The organism is Aeromonas sp. S2(2024) (genome assembly GCF_041402505.1).
GTDB classification, from domain to species: domain Bacteria; phylum Pseudomonadota; class Gammaproteobacteria; order Enterobacterales; family Aeromonadaceae; genus Aeromonas; species Aeromonas media.
Genome location: NZ_JBGLRL010000003.1, coordinates 1 through 19,547, shown reverse-complemented (window position 1 = coordinate 19,547; position 19,547 = coordinate 1). Strand labels below are relative to the sequence as shown.

18 protein-coding genes are annotated in these 19,547 nt (G+C 60.9%); 11 read left to right on the top strand and 7 right to left on the bottom strand.

Translation table 11 applies throughout. The annotated features are described in order from the left end of the window. Positions 1 to 30: 30 nt before the first annotated feature. Positions 31 to 1,623, bottom strand: a complete 1,593-nt coding sequence (gene purH, locus ACB039_RS04225) for a bifunctional phosphoribosylaminoimidazolecarboxamide formyltransferase/IMP cyclohydrolase (RefSeq protein WP_182786414.1) — start codon at positions 1,621 to 1,623, stop codon at positions 31 to 33. 415 nt (positions 1,624 to 2,038) lie between these two features. On the opposite strand from purH, the gene zntR reads away from it, so the two are divergent. From zntR to ACB039_RS04210, 3 genes are all read left to right on the top strand, one after another. Then, the gene (gene zntR, locus ACB039_RS04220) at positions 2,039 to 2,476 is read left to right on the top strand and encodes a Zn(2+)-responsive transcriptional regulator (RefSeq protein WP_182786412.1); all 438 of its coding nucleotides are present in this window, start codon (positions 2,039 to 2,041) and stop codon (positions 2,474 to 2,476) included. Beyond that, a complete protein-coding gene (locus ACB039_RS04215) occupies positions 2,466 to 3,002 on the top strand; it encodes a dihydrofolate reductase family protein (RefSeq protein ID WP_371165197.1) in 537 nt (178 codons plus the stop codon). The genes zntR and ACB039_RS04215 overlap by 11 nt, the downstream gene beginning before the upstream one ends. 121 nt (positions 3,003 to 3,123) lie before the next feature. Further along, positions 3,124 to 3,342, top strand: coding sequence for an alternative ribosome-rescue factor A (locus ACB039_RS04210; protein WP_182786408.1), 219 nt, complete (start codon positions 3,124 to 3,126; stop codon positions 3,340 to 3,342). 96 nt (positions 3,343 to 3,438) lie between these two features. Here the strand turns inward: ACB039_RS04210 and hemW are convergent, their stop codons facing one another. Together hemW and rdgB are read right to left on the bottom strand one after the other, a co-directional pair. Continuing rightward, positions 3,439 to 4,584: a radical SAM family heme chaperone HemW gene (gene hemW / locus ACB039_RS04205; protein ID WP_182786406.1), complete on the bottom strand. Its 1,146-nt coding sequence runs from the start codon at positions 4,582 to 4,584 to the stop codon at positions 3,439 to 3,441. Positions 4,585 to 4,682: 98 nt separating this feature from the next. After that, positions 4,683 to 5,279, bottom strand: coding sequence for an RdgB/HAM1 family non-canonical purine NTP pyrophosphatase (rdgB, locus tag ACB039_RS04200; protein WP_041205053.1), 597 nt, complete (start codon positions 5,277 to 5,279; stop codon positions 4,683 to 4,685). Positions 5,280 to 5,516: 237 nt separating this feature from the next. On the opposite strand from rdgB, the gene ACB039_RS04195 reads away from it, so the two are divergent. The 3 genes from ACB039_RS04195 (at position 5,517) to ACB039_RS04185 (ending at position 8,379) form a co-directional block, all read left to right on the top strand. Then, the gene (locus tag ACB039_RS04195; protein ID WP_041205054.1) at positions 5,517 to 6,680 is read left to right on the top strand and encodes a multidrug effflux MFS transporter; all 1,164 of its coding nucleotides are present in this window, start codon (positions 5,517 to 5,519) and stop codon (positions 6,678 to 6,680) included. Between the two features lie 105 nt (positions 6,681 to 6,785). Further along, positions 6,786 to 7,835: an oxidoreductase gene (locus tag ACB039_RS04190; protein WP_182786404.1), complete on the top strand. Its 1,050-nt coding sequence runs from the start codon at positions 6,786 to 6,788 to the stop codon at positions 7,833 to 7,835. 310 nt (positions 7,836 to 8,145) lie between these two features. Next, complete coding sequence (locus ACB039_RS04185; RefSeq protein ID WP_025328222.1) at positions 8,146 to 8,379, top strand: hypothetical protein; 234 nt, start codon at positions 8,146 to 8,148, stop codon at positions 8,377 to 8,379. Positions 8,380 to 8,463: 84 nt separating this feature from the next. On the opposite strand, the gene ACB039_RS04180 is transcribed toward ACB039_RS04185, so the two are convergent. Next, a complete protein-coding gene (locus ACB039_RS04180; RefSeq protein WP_182786391.1) occupies positions 8,464 to 8,919 on the bottom strand; it encodes an NfeD family protein in 456 nt (151 codons plus the stop codon). Beyond that, positions 8,916 to 9,839, bottom strand: a complete 924-nt coding sequence (locus tag ACB039_RS04175; RefSeq protein WP_025328220.1) for an SPFH domain-containing protein — start codon at positions 9,837 to 9,839, stop codon at positions 8,916 to 8,918. Before ACB039_RS04175 ends, ACB039_RS04180 begins: the two co-directional genes overlap by 4 nt. Positions 9,840 to 10,036: 197 nt before the next feature. Between ACB039_RS04175 and cysG the strand changes: the two genes are divergently transcribed. The 5 genes from cysG (at position 10,037) to cysC (ending at position 16,291) form a co-directional block, all read left to right on the top strand. Next, positions 10,037 to 11,467 (top strand): siroheme synthase CysG, encoded by a 1,431-nt coding sequence (cysG, locus tag ACB039_RS04170; RefSeq protein ID WP_182786389.1) that lies wholly within the window; start codon positions 10,037 to 10,039, stop codon positions 11,465 to 11,467. A gap of 104 nt (positions 11,468 to 11,571) precedes the next feature. Further along, positions 11,572 to 12,480, top strand: a complete 909-nt coding sequence (cysD, locus tag ACB039_RS04165) for a sulfate adenylyltransferase subunit CysD (protein WP_005327673.1) — start codon at positions 11,572 to 11,574, stop codon at positions 12,478 to 12,480. An 11-nt stretch (positions 12,481 to 12,491) separates the two neighbouring features. Then, positions 12,492 to 13,919, top strand: a complete 1,428-nt coding sequence (cysN, locus tag ACB039_RS04160) for a sulfate adenylyltransferase subunit CysN (RefSeq protein WP_317841463.1) — start codon at positions 12,492 to 12,494, stop codon at positions 13,917 to 13,919. 4 nt (positions 13,920 to 13,923) lie between these two features. After that, a complete protein-coding gene (locus ACB039_RS04155) occupies positions 13,924 to 15,648 on the top strand; it encodes an SLC13 family permease (RefSeq protein ID WP_371165196.1) in 1,725 nt (574 codons plus the stop codon). A 49-nt stretch (positions 15,649 to 15,697) separates the two neighbouring features. Beyond that, positions 15,698 to 16,291: an adenylyl-sulfate kinase gene (gene cysC / locus ACB039_RS04150; RefSeq protein ID WP_371165195.1), complete on the top strand. Its 594-nt coding sequence runs from the start codon at positions 15,698 to 15,700 to the stop codon at positions 16,289 to 16,291. 174 nt (positions 16,292 to 16,465) lie between these two features. Here cysC and ACB039_RS04145 read toward each other — a convergent pair whose 3' ends face one another. Both ACB039_RS04145 and ACB039_RS04140 read right to left on the bottom strand, forming a co-directional pair. After that, positions 16,466 to 18,142, bottom strand: a complete 1,677-nt coding sequence (locus tag ACB039_RS04145; RefSeq protein WP_371165194.1) for a UvrD-helicase domain-containing protein — start codon at positions 18,140 to 18,142, stop codon at positions 16,466 to 16,468. After that, positions 18,139 to 19,314, bottom strand: coding sequence for an ATP-dependent endonuclease (locus tag ACB039_RS04140; protein ID WP_371165276.1), 1,176 nt, complete (start codon positions 19,312 to 19,314; stop codon positions 18,139 to 18,141). Before ACB039_RS04140 ends, ACB039_RS04145 begins: the two co-directional genes overlap by 4 nt. Positions 19,315 to 19,547: the final 233 nt, after the last annotated feature.

Sequence of the window (19,547 nt, the reverse complement as noted above, 5' to 3'; positions counted from 1 at the left end):
AAAAGGGCCGCCAGTGGCGGCCCTGACTCATCAGTGACGGAAATGGCGCATGTTGGTGAACACCATGCACATGCCGTGCTCGTTGGCGGCCTCGATCACCTCGTTGTCACGCATGGAGCCACCTGGCTGGATGACGCAGGAGATGCCTGCGGCAGCGGCGGCATCGATACCGTCGCGGAACGGGAAGAAGGCGTCGGAGGCCATGACGGAGCCCGCGACGGTCAGCCCTTCATCCTCGGCCTTGATGCCAGCGATCTTGGCGGAGTAGACCCGGCTCATCTGGCCGGCACCCACGCCTATGGTCTGGCCGTCTTTGGCGTAGACGATGGCGTTGGACTTGACGAACTTGGCGACCTTCCAGCAGAACAGCAGGTCCTTGAGTTCGGCCTCGGTCGGCTGACGCTGGCTGACCACGGTCAGATCCCCCAGGGTGACCATGCCGTGATCCCGCTCCTGCACCAGCAGGCCGCCGTTGACGCGCTTGAGGTCAAAGCCCTGGGCCGGGGCAGTCCACTGGCCGCATTCCAGCAGACGCACGTTCTGCTTGGCTGCCACCGCCTCGCGGGCCGCCTGGCTGATGCTGGGGGCGATGATCACCTCGACGAACTGGCGGGCGACGATGGCCGCCGCGGTGGCACCATCCAGCTCGCGGTTGAAGGCGATGATGCCGCCAAAGGCGGAGGTGGGGTCGGTCTGGTAGGCGCGATCGTAGGCACCCAGCAGGTCGTCACCTATGGCGACGCCACAGGGGTTGGCGTGCTTGACGATGACGCAGGCCGGCTCGGCGAACTCCTTCACGCACTCCAGCGCCGCGTCTGTGTCGGCGATGTTGTTGTAGGAGAGTGCCTTGCCCTGCAGCTGGATGGCGCTTGCCACCGAGCCGGGTGCTGCCTGCTCTTCGGCGTAGAAGGCGGCAGCCTGGTGGCTGTTCTCGCCGTAGCGCATGTCCTGCTTCTTGATGAACTGGGCGTTGAAGGTGCGCGGGAAGCGGGACTCCTCGTCACCCTCCTTGTTGTCACCGTAGGAGGGGACCAGGGTGCCGAAGTAGTTGGCGATCATGCCGTCGTAGGCGGCGGTGTGCTCGAAGGCCGCGATGGCCAGATCGAAGCGGGTAGCCAGGGTCAGGCTGTTACCGTTGCCATCCATCTCGGCGATCACCCGGCCGTAATCGGCCGCCTTGACGACGATGGTGACGTCCTTGTGGTTCTTGGCGGCGGAACGAACCATGGTCGGGCCGCCGATGTCGATGTTCTCGACGGCGTCTTCCAGGGTGCAACCTGGCTTGGCCACGGTGGCGGCGAAGGGATAGAGGTTGACGACGACCATGTCGATGGGGGAGATAGCGTGCTGGGCCATGATGGCGTCATCCCGGTCGCGGCGGCCGAGGATGCCACCGTGTACCTTGGGATGCAGGGTCTTGACCCGGCCATCCATCATCTCGGGGAAGCCGGTGTAGTCGGAGACCTCGGTCACCGGCAGGCCCGCGTCGGCCAGCAGCTTGGCGGTACCACCGGTGGAGAGCAGGGCCACGCCACGCTCGTTGAGTGCCTTGGCAAATTCCAGGATGCCAGTCTTGTCAGACACACTCAGCAGCGCACGGCGAATGGGTCGAGCTTGTTCCATCACACTATCGTCCTCAGCATAACGGGGACCGTTCCATGGGAGGCGAGGCTCAACACAGAGAGTCCCCAAATAAATGGAAGTGGGGGATTTCGCAAACCACTCTCGCCCGGCGAGCCGGCAAAAGCGTTTTAGGAAATGCCCGCTTGACGCGACGCTCTCTTGTGGGCGCGTATTCTACACAAAAAATGTGAGCTGTGGTGGATTTTTTAAAGAGACAAAGCCTTGTGTGGTGCGGTGTTAAACGTTTTCTGGTGGATTTTTGCGAAACGTTTGTCTTTTCAGTGTTTTGAGGGCAAAGGGTCGGGATGGCCCGGGTTGTCTACTGCTTTCCTGCCTTTGGCTGGCAATCGCCGGGCAAAGGGGCGATAGTGGAAGCCGGTTTATATTGAGTACCATGTCTGGCGGGAGAGGAAGGATGTATCGGATCGGGGAACTGGCCAAGGCGTGCGGGGTGAAGGCGGACACCCTGCGCTTTTACGAGAAGAACGGACTCATCTCGCCGGGGATCCGCAACGAGTCGGGCTATCGCCTCTACGGCGAGCAGGACAGGCGGCGGCTGGAGTTCATCATCCGCGCCAAGTCGGTGGGCTTCTCCCTGGCGGATATCGGTGAACTGCTCTCGCTCGACGCCAACAAGGCGCGGGTGACCTGTCAGGAGGTGAAGGCGGTGGCCGATGCCAAGCTTGAACAGGTGGAGCAGAAGATAGTGGAGCTGACCCGTTTTCGCGAGAACCTGAAGTCGCTCTCCGACATCTGCTGCGGCGGCCCGCGCTCGGCGGAGCACTGCGCCATCCTGGAAACCCTGGAATCCGGCGCCCCTTCCCGTCACGAGCATCACGACCATGAACACTGAACATCATCGCCCCCGGATCTCTGCCTTCCTTGCCCTCTCCCTCGACGGCTTTATCGCGGGGGAGGGGAACGATCTTGCCTGGCTGGATCCCTATAACGGCGACTCCCAGGAGGAGACCGGCTACAGCGCCCTGATGGCCAGCACCGATCTGCTGCTGATGGGGCGTAACAGCTATGACATAGTGCGTACCTTCCCTGAGTGGCCCTACGGCGACAAACCCGTGGTGGTGTTGACCCACAGGCCAGCCGAGCCTCGGCCTCACGTCTCCTTTTGGCAGGGGGCGCTGGCGCAGGTGCTCGGGGAGTTGTGGCAGGAGGGGGCGCGCCACATCTATCTGGATGGTGGTGAGGTCGTGAGGCAGGGCTTGCAGGCCGGGCTGGTGGACGAGCTGACCCTGTTCTGGGTGCCAGTCACCCTGGGACGCGGCGTTTCCCTGTTTGCCGGCACCCTGCCCAGGCGGCTCACACCGGTGTCCAGCGTCGTGCTGCCGAGCGGCCTGGTACGGGTGGTCTATCACCCGGCCTGAGCCCTTGCAGGCGGGCGGCAAGAGGCGCACAATCGGTGCGTTTTTTCGCCGTCCTGAGCTGCCGCCCCGGCCTCTCGTTCGGCAAAGTGCCATTCATCACCATCACTGCAAAGGAGCCAGCATGGCCAAGAAGAAGGTGGCCTTCGCCACCACTGAACCCGTCCACGATCATCAGCGCGGGGTCATCCAGGACAACCACCTCAAGGCATTGGTGACCTCATCCCTGTTTCAGGCCAGGGTCGAGCCAAGCAAGAAGGGCAAGGGCAGCTACCAGCGCAAGGCCAAGCACGGCAAGCGGTGGGAGCCCGGTCAACAGCAGATGATGCGCGTCTGCTGCTGAGCGGGTTTCTGCCGCGAGGCATGACTGAAACAGAGAGGGTGCCATGGGCACCCTCTCTGTTTTGGCGGTGAAGCCAGATGTTGATGCCCCGTCGGCTTATTCGTCCATAAAGAGCTCGAGTAGCACATTCAGGTAGCGATGGCCGAGGGACGTCAACTGCCAGCTGTCGCCGAGATCCTCGATAAGCTCCTTGGTCTGGGCAATCGCCAGCATAGTCTCCACCCGCTCCAGCGGCAGCCCGGTATAGGCCTCGAACTCCGCCTTGGGGGCCGGTTCAAACAATCTGAACCGGTTCATAAAGTACTCCAGCGGCAGATCATCCTCGGTCACCGTCCACTGGCTGTCCAGATAGGGGCGGGCAGGGTCCAGATACCCCTTGGGGTGCTTCACCTTGGCGGTGCGCAGGATTTGCTGGTTCGCGAGATCCGTCACCTTGCCGTGGGCGCCGCAGCCTATGCCCAGATAGTCGCCAAAGCGCCAGTAGTTGAGGTTGTGGCGGCACTGATAGCCCGCCTTGGCGTAGGCCGAGATCTCGTACTGCTGATAACCCCGGGCGGTGAGCATGGCGTGACCCTGTTCGTAGATGTCCCACAGGGTGTCGTCCTCCGGCAGCTTGGGGGGCTTGGAGGCGAACGCCGTGTTCGGCTCTATGGTGAGCTGATACCAGGAGAGGTGCGGCGGCGCGCAGTCGATGGCCTGCTGCAGATCATAGAGGGCGTCCTCCAGGCTCTGATCCGGCAGGCCGTGCATCAGATCCAGGTTGAAGGTGGGCAACTTGATGGCGTGGGCCAGCTCAGCTGCCTTGCGCGCCTCTTCCGGGCCGTGAATGCGGCCGAGGCGGGTCAATTTTTCCTGCTGGAAGCTCTGCACCCCGATGGAGATGCGGTTGATGCCTGCCTGCTGGAAGCCGGCGAACTTGTCCGCCTCCACCGTGCCCGGGTTGGCCTCCATGGTGATCTCGCAATCCGGGGTCAGGGCGATGCGTGCGCGCACCCCGTCCAGCAGCGCTTGCATGGCTTCCACGGAGAGCAGACTCGGCGTACCACCGCCGATGAAGATGGAGGAGAGGGGACGCCCCTGGGCCCAGTGCAGATCCTTATCCAGATCCTCCAGCAGGGCGGCCACGTACTCGAGGTGGGGCAGCTCCCCCTTCTGGGCGTGAGAGTTGAAGTCGCAGTAGGGGCACTTCTGGACGCACCAGGGCACATGGATATAGAGGGAGAGGGGCGGCAGTTGCAGCATGGTGTTTCCAGTATTCAAAAAATCAAAATGGGGGCCGGTCGGGTGGCCCCCATTGTAGATGAAATGCGTGCCGGCGTATCCCGGCGCCCGGTCGGGTCTCAGTGCGCCGCGGCTAGCGCCGCCTTGAGCTTGACCAGAGCCTGGCCGCGATGGCTGAGCTGGTTCTTGAGCTCTGCCGGCATTTGGGCCGAGGTGCAGTCGTGGTCGGGGACGAAGAACACGGGGTCATAGCCAAAGCCATGCTGGCCGCGGGGTTCGTCGATGATCATCCCCTCCCAGCTCGCCTGGCAGATGATGGGGGTGGGATCGTCGGCGTGGCGCATGTAGACCAGCACGCACCAGAAGCGGGCGCTCTTGAGGTAGTCGGGGGCGCCTTGCAGCTCGGCCAGCAGCTTGTCGATGTTCTCCTTGTCGCTGGCACCGGCACCGGCAAAACGGGCGGAGTAGACACCGGGGCGACCGTGCAGCAGATCCACTTCGAGGCCGGAGTCGTCGGCCACGGCGGGCAGGCCGGTGACGCGGGCGGCATGGCGGGCCTTGATGATGGCATTCTCGACGAAGGTGGTGCCGGTCTCGTCGGCATCGGAGACTGCAAACTCGCTCTGCGGGATCACCTGGATCTTCATATCGGCCAGCATGGCGGCCAATTCCTTCACCTTTTTCTGGTTCCCTGTTGCCAGGACAAGCTTGTTCATCACACACCTCCGCAAAAATAATCTGCGCATTCTATGCGGGGCAGGGGTTTAGTAAAAGCGCCAATTGCCCGGGATCCGGTGCTGACGGACGATCCGGGTTCCACCCCCTGAGAGGTAGAATGGATACATGTTTCCCGGAAGGAATAACCAAAGTGATTAAATACCATTTCAATTCATTACTGTGAGTCAGTAGACTCGCGCCCCAATCGATTTTCCCCCTAGGCCTTGAGGTGACTGATGCCATTGATTCTTCTGCTTGTACTCCTGGTGCTGTTCAGCCCGCTGGCCATCGACATCTATCTGCCTGCTATCCCGCAGATGGCCGAGCAACTGGGAGCCGAGGTGACCCTGATGCAGGGCACCATCACCTGGTTCCTGTTCAGCATGGGATTGGGCCAACTGCTGGTGGGGCCGCTCGCCGACCGCTATGGCCGCAAACCCATCGCGTTGGGGGGCGTGCTGCTCTACGGGCTGAGCGCCCTGGCAGCCGGCTTTGCCGCCAGCCTGGGTGAGCTGATGTTGGCGCGGGTGCTGCAGGGCTTCGGTGCCTGTGCCACCTCGGTGGCCGCCTTCTCGGTGGTGCGTGACAGCTATGGCCCCAAGAAGAGCGGCCAGATGATCTCCTACCTGAACGGCGCCATCTGCTTCATTCCCGCCCTGGCGCCCTTGCTCGGTGGCTGGCTCACCGCCAAGGCGGGCTGGTCGGCGAACTTCTGGTTTATGGCCGGTTATGCGGTCATCGTCGGCAGCTGGCTGCTGTGGCGGATGCCGGAGACCCGCCCGGAGGAGACCAGCAGCAGCGGCCCGCTCATCAGCTGGTCGCGCTACAGCCCGGTGCTGCGCTCCCCGAGCTTCCTGTTCAACGCGGCGCTCTGCATGCTGGCGATGGCGGTGATCCTGGCCTATGTCACGGCGGCGCCGGTACAGCTGATGGTGAAGCTGGGTCTGGACATGAACGGGTTCAGCTACTGGTTCACCGCCAATGCGGCGCTCAACATCCTGGCCTGTTTCCTGGCGCCGCGCTTCATCGCCAGGGTGGGACCGAGACGTACCCTGCGCATCGGCCTGCTGGTGCTGCTGCTGTCGGCCATCCTGCTGACGCTGACCATGCACCTGGCGCATCCGTTGGCGATGATGGGGCCCGTGTTCCTCTCCAGCATCGGCTTTGCCATGATACTGGGGGCCTCGGCCGGTATGGCGCTGGCCCCCTTCGGTCACTGCGCCGGTACCGCCGCCGCCCTGCTCGGCCTGTTCCAGATGAGCGGCTCCGGCGCCCTGGTGGGGATCACCGGATGGTTGATGCCAGATCCCCTGAGCCAGCTGGCCCTGCACATGTGGCTGCTGTTGCCCCCCTTGCTGATGCTGATGACACGGCAGGGGCGCCGCTTGTGTTTGCAATAAATCCTGTGCTCTGATGAGCGCAAGCGGGGGCTTCTGGCCCCCTTGCTTTTTTGGGCGCGCAGTTGCCAGGTGCCTATCATATTGGACAGTTCAGCGGAGAATCCCATGAGTCAGACAATCAACGCCGCCCTGGTGGGCTATGGCTTTGCAGGCCAGACCTTCCACGCCCCCTTCCTGACCAGCACTCCCGGGCTTGCCTTGCGCTGGGTGGTGAGCCGGGATGCCGCCAAGGTACAGGCCGAGCTGCCCGGCTGCCGCGTCGGCTCGCTGGACGAGGTGCTGGCCGACAGCACGGTCGATCTGGTGGTGATAGCGACACCCAACGATACCCATGCCCCCATCGCTCGTCAGGCGCTGCTCGCGGGCAAGCACGTGGTGATCGACAAGCCGTTCGCGCTGGATCTGGTCGAAGCCGAGGCGCTCGTCGAGTTGGCCGAGAAGCAGCAGCGGCTGCTCAGCATCTTCCACAACCGGCGCTGGGACGGCGACTTCCTCACGGTACGCCGCCTGCTGGCAGAAGGGGCACTGGGCAAGATCGCCCAGTTTGAATCTCATTTTGATCGCTATCGCCCCGAGGTGCGTCAACGCTGGCGCGAGGCGGGCGGCCCGGGTTCCGGGCTCTGGTTCGATCTCGGTCCCCACATCCTCGATCAGTCGCTGCAGCTGTTCGGTCAACCGGACTGGATCCAGGCTGATTTGGCTGCCCAGCGCCCCGGCGCCCTGAGCGATGACTACTTCCACGTGGTGCTGGGTTACGGCGAAATGAGGGTCGTGCTGCACGGCAGCTGCCTGGTCTCTGCCACCATGCCGCGCTTCGTCATCCACGGCAGCGAAGGATCCTTCATCAAGTTCGGCATGGATGTGCAGGAGGAGCAGCTCAAGCTCGGTCTGCGCCCGCCTGCGGCGAACTGGGGCCTGGATCCTGAGCCCGGCCAGCTCAGCCGCATGGTGGAGGGACAGTCCAGGGTGCAGGCGGTGAGCGGGGAGGCCGGGGATTATGGCGCCTACTACCGCGGTGTCTGCGCCGCCATCAGGGGGGAAGCCGGCAATCCGGTGCCTGCGGTGGAGGCTCTGGCGGTGATGGCGCTGCTGGATCTGGCCAGAGAGAGCGACAGCCAGGGGCGGCGGCTGAGCTGTCAGAAGCTGTCTGACTGAGGACTCTTTCCCGGCACGGATGACGACAGCCAAAATGGCAACGATTGACTGACAACCGTCCTCTTGTTGGTGTTTAATTGTGCTGTCTTGCGTCAATAAAGGCGTATTGTATTAATATTTGTCGTTGCAGTAGTTCTTTTTATCTAGCCAACGAGAAAATATCATTGTGATACGCGTTTTCATTGGCCGCATATGGGGATATATTTCGCGCGCCTCCTGACTCCCGGTGGCTGGTTTTTTTTACCGGGAGCGAAGACGCACAGTGATGGTCATTGACACCATCTCTCCATCTTTTTTTGAGGGTATGCACATGAACAAAGTACTGGTAGCCGGTATCCTGGGTCTGATGTTGACCGCCTGTGGTCAGAAAGAAGAAGCCGCCGCTCCGGCCGCTACTCCGGCCGCCGACGTTGCTGCAACTGTTAGCGAAGCTGCCTCTACCGTAGAGAAGGCCGCTTCCGAAGCGTCTGCTACCGTCGAGAAGGCTGCTGCTGACGTGGCCACCAAGGCAGAAGCTGCTGTGAGCGATGCCAAGGCCAACTAAGCCTGCACCTCATAAAAAATACGGGCCCGGCGGTAACGCCGGGCCCGTTTTTTTTTATGGCCACTGCGGGCAACGGCTCCCCGCTCAGGGTAGCGGCTCCACCAGCAGGATATGGGAGTCATATCCCGTCACTCGGACTCTGCTGCCCGCCGTCAGCGGCTGGTTGCAGCGCACCGTCCAGACGGTGTCATCCAGATGCACCCGGCTGGTCCCCTGGATCACCTCATCCAGCAGGGTCAGCTCCCGGCCCAGATAGCTCTGCATCCGCTCGTTGATGGGGGCGGCCGCATCGCGGCTCGAGCGGTCACGCTTGTGCTGCCAGCGCCACCAGGCCCAGGTGGTCACCAGGGACTGAGCCGCGAACAGCAACAACTGGACCTGCCAGCCGAAGGGCCAGATCAGCAGCAAGATCCCCACCTCCAGGGCGGCGATGCCGGTCCAGAGCAGAAACCCCACCGACCCCAGCACCTCGATGGCCAGCAGCACGAAGCCGAGTCCCAGCCAGTGCCAGTGGGTCAGCCCCTCGAACAGGGCTGTCATGACTTGCCGACCTTGCCATCTTTGTTGAACAGCTCGGCCATACCCGCCACCGAGCCAATCAGGCTACCTGCCTCCAGCGGCATCATGATGATCTTGCTGTTGGGGCCTTCACCGATGCGGGCCAGGGCCTCGGTGTATTTTTGGGCCACGAAGTAGTTGATGGCCTGCATATCTCCTTCTGCTATGGCTTTTGAGACCATATGGGTCGCCTTGGCTTCCGCCTCGGCGGCCCGCTCCCGCGCCTCGGCGGCGAGGAAGGCGGCCTGGCGTTCCCCCTCGGCTTTCAGGATTTGGGACTGCTTCTCCCCTTCGGCTTTCAGGATCTTGGACTGGCGCACCCCTTCGGCCTCCAGCACTTCGGCCCGTTTCTGCCGCTCGGCCTTCATCTGGGCGTTCATGGCTTCCACCAGGGCCAGCGGCGGGCGCACATCCTTGATCTCGATCCGGGTCACCTTGATGCCCCAGGGGGCGGTGGCCGCATCCATGGTGCGCAGCAGCTTCTCGTTGATGGTGTCGCGTTGGGAGAGCATCTCATCCAGCTCCATGGCGCCGAGTACGGTCCGCATGTTGGTCATGGTGAGATTGCGGATGGCACTGGTGAGATCGTTGACCTCATAGGCCCCTTTGCGGGCATCCACCACCTGCACGAAGCTGATGGCGTCTATGGTGACGTTGGCGTTGTCCCGGGAGATCACCTCCTGGGCCGGGATGTCCAGCACCTGCTCCATCATGATGATCTTGTGGCCGACCCTGTCCACGTAGGGGATCAGCAGGTTGAGACCCGGGGAGAGGGTACGGGTGTAGCGGCCGAAGCGCTCCACGGTCCAGTTGAAACCCTGGGGCACTATCTTGATGCCCGCACTCAGGGTGGCCAGCACCAGGAATACGAAGATCCCCAGCACAATCAATGACTCATTCATGATAAAGCTCCTTATGAAACACTTTCACTAGCCTAGAGTCTGGTGCGAACCACCACAAGGACATTCGCTCCCCTTTGCCACGACATGGTTTTGCTAATTACTAAAACGCATTAAAGAGCATTTTTTATTATTTTGAGGGATAAGGACTCCTGCCTATAGTCGCCCCAGATGTCGTCGTATGCCGAGGAGTGGGCCTGATGGATTATTTACCTATGTTTGCCAAGTTGGAAGGCCGCCCGGTATTGCTGGTGGGCGGGGGCGAGGTCGCCCTGCGCAAGGCGCGCCTTTTGCTGGCAGCAGGTGCCCGGCTGACCCTGGTCTCTCCCGAGCTCGAGCCCGAATTCCATGAGTTTGCCGGTCGCTTCACCCATGTGGCGGCGCGCTTCGATCCGGCCCATCTGGCTGGCCAGATCCTGGTGGTGGCGGCGACCGACGATCTCGAGGTCAATGCCCTCGTTTATCAGAGCGCCAACCAGCTCGGTCTGTTCGTCAATGTGGTGGACGATCCCGAGCGCTCCAGCTTTATCTTCCCCTCCATCATCGACCGTTCGCCCCTGATGGTGGCCGTTTCCAGCGGTGGCAAGGCGCCCGTGCTGGTGCGCCTGTTGCGCGAACGGCTCGAAAGCCTGCTGCCCCGCCATCTCGGCGGTCTGGCCGAGCTCTCGGGCCGGGTGAGGGTCAAGGCCAAGCGGGTGCTTGTTTCTCTCTCCGATCGCCGCCGCTTCTGGGAGCGCGCCTTTGCCTCCAACACCCTCGCCGGTCTGATCGAGAAAGCCGATTGGCAGGGGGCCGAGGACTGGCTCAATGACGGGCTGGACAAGGCCCAAACCGAAGTGGGAGAAGTGGTGCTGGTCGGGGCGGGCCCAGGGGATCCTGGCCTCCTGACCCTCAAGGCGCTGCAACAGATCCAGCAAGCCGAAGTGGTGCTCTATGACCAGCTGGTCTCCCCGGAGATCCTGGATCTGGTGCGTCGCGACGCCACCCTGGTGTCGGTCGGCAAGAAGGCCGGTGCCCACAGTGTGCCCCAGGAAGAGACCAATCGCCTGCTGGTGGAATACGCCAGGGCGGGCAACCGGGTGGTGCGGCTCAAGGGGGGGGATCCCTTCATGTTCGGCCGCGGCGGCGAGGAGCTGGAAGTGCTGGCAGAGGAGGGCATTCCCTTCTCCGTGGTGCCAGGCATCACGGCCGCCGCCGGCGCTACCGCCTATGCGGGCATTCCGCTCACCCACCGCGACCATGCCCAGAGCGCCGTCTTCATCACCGGCCACTGCCAGAAGGAGGGCAAGGAGCCCGATTGGCAGCAGCTCGCAACCACCAACCAGACCCTGGTCATCTACATGGGGCTGATGCGCTCCGAGCACATCCAGCAGCAGCTGGTGAGCCATGGCCGAAGCGCCGCCACCCCCATCGCCATCATAGAGCGCGGCACCACGGCGCGGCAGCGGGTACTGACCGGCACCCTCGACGATCTGGCCGAACTGGCCCAGCAGGCGGTGAGCCCGTCCCTTATCGTCATCGGCGAGGTGGTGGCCTTGCGCAAGCAACTCGCCTGGTTTGGCGAGCAGGGTGGCGAACAGGCCGAGACAGAGGCGAGCCGCCACGAACTCAAGCTGGTGAGCCTGGCCTGAAGGGCGAGACCCGAACCGATTTGACGGTGCGGCCAAGGCGGCACCGAACTGAACCAGAACTGCGCCCCGAGCAGGCGCGATAGCAATGAACCGAGGACCCAGACATGGACCGTGAAAGACTTACCCACTTGCAACAGCTGGAAGCCGAGAGCATCCACATCATCCGCGAGGTGGCCGCCGAGTTCGAGAACCCGGTGATGATGTACTCCATCGGCAAGGACTCCTCCGTCATGCTGCACCTGGCCCGCAAGGCCTTCTATCCGGGCAAGATCCCCTTCCCGCTGCTCCACGTGGACACCAACTGGAAGTTCAAGGAGATGATCAAGTTCCGGGACGAGACCGCCAAGAAGTACGGGCTGGATCTCATCGTCCACAAGAACCCGGACGGCCTGGCCATGGACATCAACCCCTTCGTGCACGGCAGCGGCAAGCACACCGACATCATGAAGACAGAGGGGCTCAAGCAGGCGCTCAACAAATACGGCTTCGATGCCGCCTTCGGCGGCGCCCGCCGCGACGAGGAGAAGTCCCGGGCCAAGGAGCGGGTCTACTCCTTCCGTGACAAGTCCCACCGCTGGGATCCGAAGAACCAGCGCCCGGAGCTGTGGCGCGTCTACAACAGCCAGGTCAACAAGGGGGAGAGCATCCGGGTGTTCCCGCTCTCCAACTGGACCGAGCTGGACATCTGGCAATACATCTATCTCGAGAACATCGACATAGTGCCGCTCTACTTTGCCGCCCATCGCCCAGTGGTGGAGCGCAATGGCATCAAGATCATGGTGGATGACGAGCGCATGCCCATAGGCCCGGAAGACGAAGTGAAGCAGGAGCTGGTGCGCTTCCGCACCCTGGGTTGCTACCCGCTGACCGGGGCCATCGACTCCAATGCCACCACACTGCCGGAGATCATCGAAGAGATGCTGATCACCACCTCGAGCGAGCGGCAAGGGCGGCTCATCGACCACGATCAGGCCGGCTCCATGGAGCAGAAGAAGCGTCAGGGATATTTCTAAGGAATCGCAACATGAACAACCATATTCAGACCGCCATCAGCGAACAGGGCATTGAAGCCTACCTGCACGCCCAGCAACACAAGAGCCTGCTGCGCTTTCTCACCTGCGGCAGCGTGGACGACGGCAAGAGCACCCTCATCGGTCGCCTGCTGCACGACTCCCAGCAGATCTATGAAGATCAGTTGAAAGCGCTGGAGTCCGACAGCCAGAAGCTCGGCACCACAGGCGAGAAGCTGGACCTGGCACTGCTGGTGGACGGCCTGCAGGCGGAGCGTGAGCAGGGCATCACCATTGACGTGGCCTACCGCTATTTCTCCACCGCGAAGCGCAAGTTCATCATCTCGGACACCCCGGGCCACGAGCAGTACACCCGCAACATGGCCACCGGCGCTTCCACTTGCGATCTCGCCATCATATTGATCGACGCCCGCAAGGGAGTGCTGGATCAGACCCGTCGCCACAGCTTTATCGCGAGCCTGCTCGGCATCAAGCAGTTCGTGGTGGCGGTCAACAAGATGGATCTGGTGGAGTTCAGCCAGGAGGTGTTCGATCGCATCAGTGCCGAATACCGTGAATTCGCCAGGAAGCTCAGCGTCGACACCATCCACATAGTGCCGGTCTCGGCTCTGGACGGTGACAACGTGGTGAACCCGAGCGACAAGCTGGCCTGGTACGAAGGCGAGACCCTGCTCTCATTGCTGGAGAGCGCCGAAGTGGAGCGCGAGCTGGAGCGCCATCCGGTGCGCCTGCCGGTGCAGTACGTGAACCGCCCCAACCTCGATTTTCGCGGCTTCGCGGGCACGCTCGCCTCCGGCATCCTGCGGGTCGGCGACAAGCTGGCAGTGCTGCCGTCCGGCAAGGAGAGCACGGTGACCCGCATCGTCACCTTCGACGGGGATCTGGAGTACGCCCTGCCGGGTCAGGCCATCACCGTCACCTTCGCGGACGAGATCGACATCAGCCGGGGCGACCTGCTGGTGGATGCGGCGAAAAAGCCCCTGGTGACCCAGAACGTGCTGGCTCACATCGTCTGGATGGGGGAAGAGTCCCTGCAACCGGGCCGGGTCTATGACGTCAAGCTGGCCACCAAGAAGAGCCGCGGCCAGGTGGAGGCGATCCGCCACCGCATCGAGATCAACAAGCTCGACGAGCTGCCCGCCTCCGAGCTCAAGCTCAACGAGATCGGCCTGTGCGAATTCAGCCTGACCGACCCGGTGGCGTTCGACCCCTACAAGGAGATCCGAGATACCGGCAGCTTTATCCTGATCGATCGGCTGACCAACGTCACCGTGGGCGCGGGCATGATAGTGGAAGGGCTGGCGGCCAAGGCAGTGAAAGGGCAATACAGCGAGTTCGAAGTGGAGCTCAACGCCCTGGTGCGCAAGCACTTCCCCCACTGGCAGGCGCTGACCATCAGCAACGATTCCGGCAAGGAGTAAGCCCATGACCTGGCAACAATCCCTGGTGCTGGGTCTGCTGGCTGCCCTCGTCGCCCTGCTGATCCAGGGCAAACTCCGGCCGGCGCTGCTCTTCTCGGGCGCCGTGCTCATCACCTATCTGAGCGGCCTGGCGGACATCAACGCCGTGGTGGCGGGTTACACCAACAGCGCCCTGCTGACCCTGGTGTTGCTGCTGCTGGTGTCGCTCGCGGTGGAGAAGACCCGGGTCATGAGCTGGTTCGCCAACCTGGTGGGCACCGGCTCCTTCAACAAGGTGCTGGTGAAGGTGTGGTTCTCCACCGCCTTCCTGTCGGCCTTCGTCAACAACACCGCCGTGGTGGCCTCCATGCTGGGGGCGGTCAAACGCAACCCCAACCATGCGCCCTCCCGGCTGCTGCTGCCCATGTGCTTCGCGGCGACCTTTGGCGGCGTGCTGACCCTGATCGGCACCTCCACCAACCTCATCGTCAACAGCTTCCTCATCAAGATGGGGGCGCCGCCGCTCGGCATGTTCGACTTCTTTATGGTGGGAGCGGGGACATTGCTGACCGGCCTCATTGCCGTGCTGCTGTTTGCCCGTCACCTGCCGGAGCAGGACACCGAGATGAGCCGGGAATCCGGCTACTTTCTCGAGGCCAAGGTGGGCCCCGGCTCCCCCATGGCCGGGCGCAGCGTCAAGGAGAACGGCCTGCGCAGCCTGAAAAGCCTCTATCTCGCCGAGATCATCCGGGGCGATCAGGTGATCTGCCCGGTGCAGCCGGAACACGAGCTGCACGAAGGGGACATGCTGCTGTTTTGCGGCGACGTGGAGAGCGTCGGCGTGCTGCAGGAGCTAAAGGGGCTGGATCTCTACGGTCAGCACCGCCTCAACGGCCAGCATCTGGTGGAGGTGATCGTCAGCCACAGCTCGCGGCTGGTGGGGCAGACCATCAAGGATGCGGAGTTTCGTACCCACTTCGATGCGGTGGTACTGGCGGTGCGCCGGGGCGAGACCCAGCTCACCGGTGGCCTCGGCCAGATTGAACTTCACGCAGGGGACACCCTGCTGCTGGCCCCCGGCCCCAAGTTTGCGGGCAACAAGTCCCTCTCCCGGGAGTTCGTGGTGGTGAGCGGGCTGGAAGCCTCGACCCGGCTCGATGGCAAGCGCAGCGCCGCCGTGGTGCTGGGCTTTCTCGGGGTGCTGGCGCTGTCGGTGTTCGATCTGGTGCCGCTGTTCAAGGGGCTGCTGGTGATGCTGGTGGTGCTGCTCTTCTCCCGCATCCTGACCCTGGACGAGATCCGCCGCCGCTTTCCGCTGGATATCTGGCTGGTGGTGGGCGGGGCGCTGGCCATCGCCGATCAGCTGGAGAAGAGCGGCCTGGCCAGGTTGATTGCCGACTGGCTGATGGGGGAGTTCAACGGTTCCAGCCCCATCATCGCCTTTATCGGTATTTATGTGTTTACGCTGGTGCTAACCGAGCTGATGAGCAACAACGCGGCGGCCGCGCTGGCCTTCCCCATGGGTTACCAGCTGGCGCTCAGCATGGATGTCTCGACCATGCCGTTTATTCTGGCGGTGCTGTTCGGGGCCAGCTCCAGCTTTATACTGCCCTACGGCTACCAGACCAACCTGATGGTCTATGCGGCGGGCAACTACAAGATGCCGGACTACCTCAGGCTGGCGGTGCCTGTCTCCCTGGCCTACAGCATCGGGGTGATCGTCATGGTGCCCCTGCTGTTTCCGTTTTAAGGCGCAACCCTCTTCGTTTTGGGGCCCTGATGCCTCGCAAGGAGTTTGAATGAGCAATATCGTGTGGCATGCCCATGCCGTCGACAAAGAGAGCCGGGCAGAGCAGAAGGGGCAGAAGCCGCTGGTGATCTGGTTTACCGGGCTCTCCGGGGCGGGCAAATCCACCCTGGCGGGGGCGCTGGAGCAGGCGCTGGCGGCGCAAGGCAAGCACACCTATCTGCTGGATGGGGACAATGTGCGCCACGGCCTGTGCGGCGATCTCGGCTTCGACGACGCCGCCCGTCAGGAGAATATCCGCCGGGTCGGCGAAGTGGCGAAACTGATGGTGGATGCAGGCCTTATCGTCCTCACCGCCTTTATCTCGCCATTTCGTGCCGAGCGGGAGCTGGTGCGAAACCTCCTGGGCGCGGACGAGTTTGTCGAGGTGTTTGTGGATGCGCCCCTTGCCGTCTGTGAAGAGCGCGACCCCAAGGGGCTCTACAAGAAGGCGCGAGCGGGGGAGATCCGCAATTTCACCGGCATCGACTCCGCTTACGAGGCCCCGGAGCACCCGGAGATCCATCTGCTGAACGCCGGCAAGCCGGTGAAAGTGCTGGTGGATGAGTTGCTGACTGCGCTAAGGCTGCGGGGGTTGATCGATTAAGGTAGATTGTTGGTACCGAGCGTAAATAAACAAGGGGGCATTTGCCCCCTTGTTTATTGGTTTCCAATTATTTCCCTTTTCGCTATCACCATTTCGTCACTGACGCTTTAGCAAACCTAATTGTCTGGCTATTACGCGGCAACCAAGATGATGGGCATGACGACTTTATTTTGCTTATTGTTCTTGTTTCACAAACGGCGTGGCATAGCTGAAGTATTCAGTTTGAGGTGTGCGATGCACATCCCAGCGTTTCGTATGTCCAGCTGGGCACTCTCGCTGATCTGCATGAGTAAGGACTAGGCGTTTTTTGGCACGTGAGACACCGACAAAAAAAGCACAGCGGTTTTCATCTTGATTTCCAAAGAAGCTCTCGTTTTCGACGGCCATGATGATGACCGAATCAAACTCAAGGCCCTTGCTCTTATGGATGGTCAGTATTCGTACGGCTTGATCGTCTGAGAAGCGCTTAAGGGCTTGGGGCAAGTCAGGCTCCAGCGTTAGCAATTCTTCAATCTTGGTCTTGGTATCACGGATTACTTCGCTTAGCCGGTCACGAGACTCGTAATCAGGGGAAAGCGACATTAGTATTTCAATACTGATTTGCTTCAGGAATATTTGAACAAACTCCCACCAGCCAAAGAAAGGGGGATTAACCAGCTCGTTAAGGGCTATTTCTTTTCGTTGCTGCTTGATCAGCCGATCAAGGTCTTTGCGCGCGTTCGACGGAATATCTTCATCTGCAAACGGGATTAGCTGGTTCATGAGCCGAATCCATGCTTTGGGCTCGTGCTGACCATAGAGGCAGGAAAGATAGTCCACGATCAAACGTGCGGCAGGCTCGACCGTGATGTCTTGCATCTGCTGCTCGTTGCGGAATGGGATGCCACGAGCCTCCAGTGCTGCCATCAGGTGATCGGCGTACAGGTCGAGCTGATTACGAATCAGGACCGCAATTTCTGCAGGTGGCAACTGTTCGGTCTTTATCCAGCCTGCAATCAAATCTGCGAGGTAGTCAGCTTCTTGACGACTGTTTTCGAAGCGCCACGCGAATACCTCCCCTTCGTCGCCTGCAAGTTGCTCATCATGCATGACAGAAGCTGGATCCAGCTTGCGAATGATCTCGTTCTGCAAACGCAACAAACGCGGTTTAGAGCGGAAGTTGCGGTACATATTGAGCGGAGTTGCTGCAAAATTAGCAACGAAGTCTTGAAAAATGCCTTCCAAAGCTCCTGCCCAGCCCATGATCTTTTGCTTGGTGTCGCCCACGGCGGTCAGGCGAATGTTCGTACCTTGAAAGGCGATCTTGAGGAGTTCGTATTGAAGGTTCGTACAGTCCTGGAATTCGTCGAGGAAGACATCGCTGTAGGTTTGACGGATGGCATGTCGCGCGACAGGGGACTTTCTTAGAATCTCAATTGCCCACGGCACCAGATCGGAAAACGTGATCAACGTCCGTGATGGGCCAAGTTTCCGATCTGCAATTTGGTATCCAGCATCTAGCGCAAACTCACCAGTTAGCACAGGTCGGAAACGATCGATGATGCGCTTGGCGAATGCGTGAAAGGTATAGCTGTCAAACCGTGTAGCAAGTTCTGAACCACAGCGTCGCTTGACCCGTTCTTTCAGGTTACTGCTGGCATCGACCTTGAACGAAATGGCCAGAATCCGTTTGGGATAGCGGCAGGTACCTGTGCGCAGTAGGAAATCTGCCCGCTGTGCAAGCATTTCCGTCTTTCCCGCCCCCGGGCCTGCAGTAAGAGCAAGGCTGCGGATTTGCTCCTTGGCTGCAATCAGGGCGTTGGGCTCAAGTGTCAGCCCATTTGCAGGTTCCCAAGTATCGACCGTTATCATTCCGGCAGATCCGCGAGTTTGGTGATGATGGCATCAGCCAATCTGCTCAGGGATGCAGGCATGTCAGCCAGTAACTCTTCATCAGTCAGTTGAGCCAGCGCATCTAGATGGGCTGCGGGTTTGCTACCAAGCTTAAAGCGCTGATGGTAGGTGTTAAATAGCTTCTGCTCGTCTTTGCTGTACTGGCTTGCGTCGTGGTGACTTTTACCCAAAACAGCTTTGATCATTGACTCATCCGGCTCATCCCTTTCGACGCCATAGGCCTCAGGAAAGGCAAGCAACATTGCAAAGTCGAGGTCTAAGGGCTCAGAAAAGTAGACTCCGCGATTTTCCAGTTCAGTGAAGACACTCTTTTTCTCGTTACCAAAACAGTAGTGAGTTCTAATCGGGGCCTCATCGGTACTCCATTTTGGCAAGTCCCAGTCTTCAGGAAGTACTTTCGCAGGCTTAAATTTCGCCAGTTGATCGTTGACGACCTTTATGCGTCCCCAGCCTGCGGCATAACGAGCTACATCCAGATCAAGGAGTGTCAGATACGGGATCCGCAAAGCCGATAGTAGACGCCAGAAGTGATTGACGTGCCTGCCCCCTAGCGGCGCAATTGTGACGGCGGACTCATCAACCGGCGCTCCTTTGACTTGTAGCAGGCGTGGCAACACTATCTCTTCGCTATCACCTTCGCCTAGCACGACAAGACGAGAGAAATAGATCTCGGGAAATGCCTGGACTGCTTCCCGCACGAATTTGTGTGCATCGTCTGTCTGTTCCGGTAATTGAATGAGTGTGACTCGTGATGTTCGCTTCTGAGTCAGCCGTAGATAGCGGATACGTTCCGGAGCGACGCGCCGCAGCATGGATGGTGCGTGGGTGGCGATTAGCGCTTGTGCGTCACCTTGTCCGGTCATTCCATTGAGGGCACTGACGATCCGCCCAAGGTAGTGCGGCGAGAGACTGTTTTCTGGCTCTTCGAGTGCTACCACCGTAAAGACGGGGGGGCGCAGCTTGTCTGGATCGAATGAAGTATCTTCAGCCGCCAGCACCGCACGGCCAATTGCGTGCGAAGAGAGTACCAGTGACAGATACAGCATCGACTTCTGGCCGTCGCTAAGTCGTGAGAAATCGACCAACTGCTCTCCATGGCCAGGTGTGAAAGACACCGACATGTGCCGCAACAAGGCTTCGATCTCGGACGCAACAAAAGTGAGCTTGGGGTCGGCAAAGAAGTTGCCTTTGTGTAAAGCGCCCCATGCATTTCTCAAACTTGCGCTGAACGCATTGATTGATGGATTGCCCGTGTAGTGGTCAACTAAATCCGGACACTTGGTTAGGCCGATCCTCGGCTTTTGCTGGCGCGATCCCGTCATTGTGTTGATGTGGACGCCGCCAGTTGTAGTAATCCATCAGG

Excerpts from the sequence above, each read along its gene's own strand:
- purH (WP_182786414.1), bottom strand. The coding sequence starts at position 1,623 with ATGGAACAAGCTCGACCCATTCGCCGTGCGCTGCTGAGTGTGTCTGAC.
- zntR (WP_182786412.1), top strand. The coding sequence starts at position 2,039 with ATGTATCGGATCGGGGAACTGGCCAAGGCGTGCGGGGTGAAGGCGGAC.
- ACB039_RS04215 (WP_371165197.1), top strand. The coding sequence starts at position 2,466 with ATGAACACTGAACATCATCGCCCCCGGATCTCTGCCTTCCTTGCCCTC.
- ACB039_RS04210 (WP_182786408.1), top strand. The coding sequence starts at position 3,124 with ATGGCCAAGAAGAAGGTGGCCTTCGCCACCACTGAACCCGTCCACGAT.
- hemW (WP_182786406.1), bottom strand. The coding sequence starts at position 4,584 with ATGCTGCAACTGCCGCCCCTCTCCCTCTATATCCATGTGCCCTGGTGC.
- rdgB (WP_041205053.1), bottom strand. The coding sequence starts at position 5,279 with ATGAACAAGCTTGTCCTGGCAACAGGGAACCAGAAAAAGGTGAAGGAA.
- ACB039_RS04195 (WP_041205054.1), top strand. The coding sequence starts at position 5,517 with ATGCCATTGATTCTTCTGCTTGTACTCCTGGTGCTGTTCAGCCCGCTG.
- ACB039_RS04190 (WP_182786404.1), top strand. The coding sequence starts at position 6,786 with ATGAGTCAGACAATCAACGCCGCCCTGGTGGGCTATGGCTTTGCAGGC.
- ACB039_RS04185 (WP_025328222.1), top strand. The coding sequence starts at position 8,146 with ATGAACAAAGTACTGGTAGCCGGTATCCTGGGTCTGATGTTGACCGCC.
- ACB039_RS04180 (WP_182786391.1), bottom strand. The coding sequence starts at position 8,919 with ATGACAGCCCTGTTCGAGGGGCTGACCCACTGGCACTGGCTGGGACTC.
- ACB039_RS04175 (WP_025328220.1), bottom strand. The coding sequence starts at position 9,839 with ATGAATGAGTCATTGATTGTGCTGGGGATCTTCGTATTCCTGGTGCTG.
- cysG (WP_182786389.1), top strand. The coding sequence starts at position 10,037 with ATGGATTATTTACCTATGTTTGCCAAGTTGGAAGGCCGCCCGGTATTG.
- cysD (WP_005327673.1), top strand. The coding sequence starts at position 11,572 with ATGGACCGTGAAAGACTTACCCACTTGCAACAGCTGGAAGCCGAGAGC.
- cysN (WP_317841463.1), top strand. The coding sequence starts at position 12,492 with ATGAACAACCATATTCAGACCGCCATCAGCGAACAGGGCATTGAAGCC.
- ACB039_RS04155 (WP_371165196.1), top strand. The coding sequence starts at position 13,924 with ATGACCTGGCAACAATCCCTGGTGCTGGGTCTGCTGGCTGCCCTCGTC.
- cysC (WP_371165195.1), top strand. The coding sequence starts at position 15,698 with ATGAGCAATATCGTGTGGCATGCCCATGCCGTCGACAAAGAGAGCCGG.
- ACB039_RS04145 (WP_371165194.1), bottom strand. The coding sequence starts at position 18,142 with ATGATAACGGTCGATACTTGGGAACCTGCAAATGGGCTGACACTTGAG.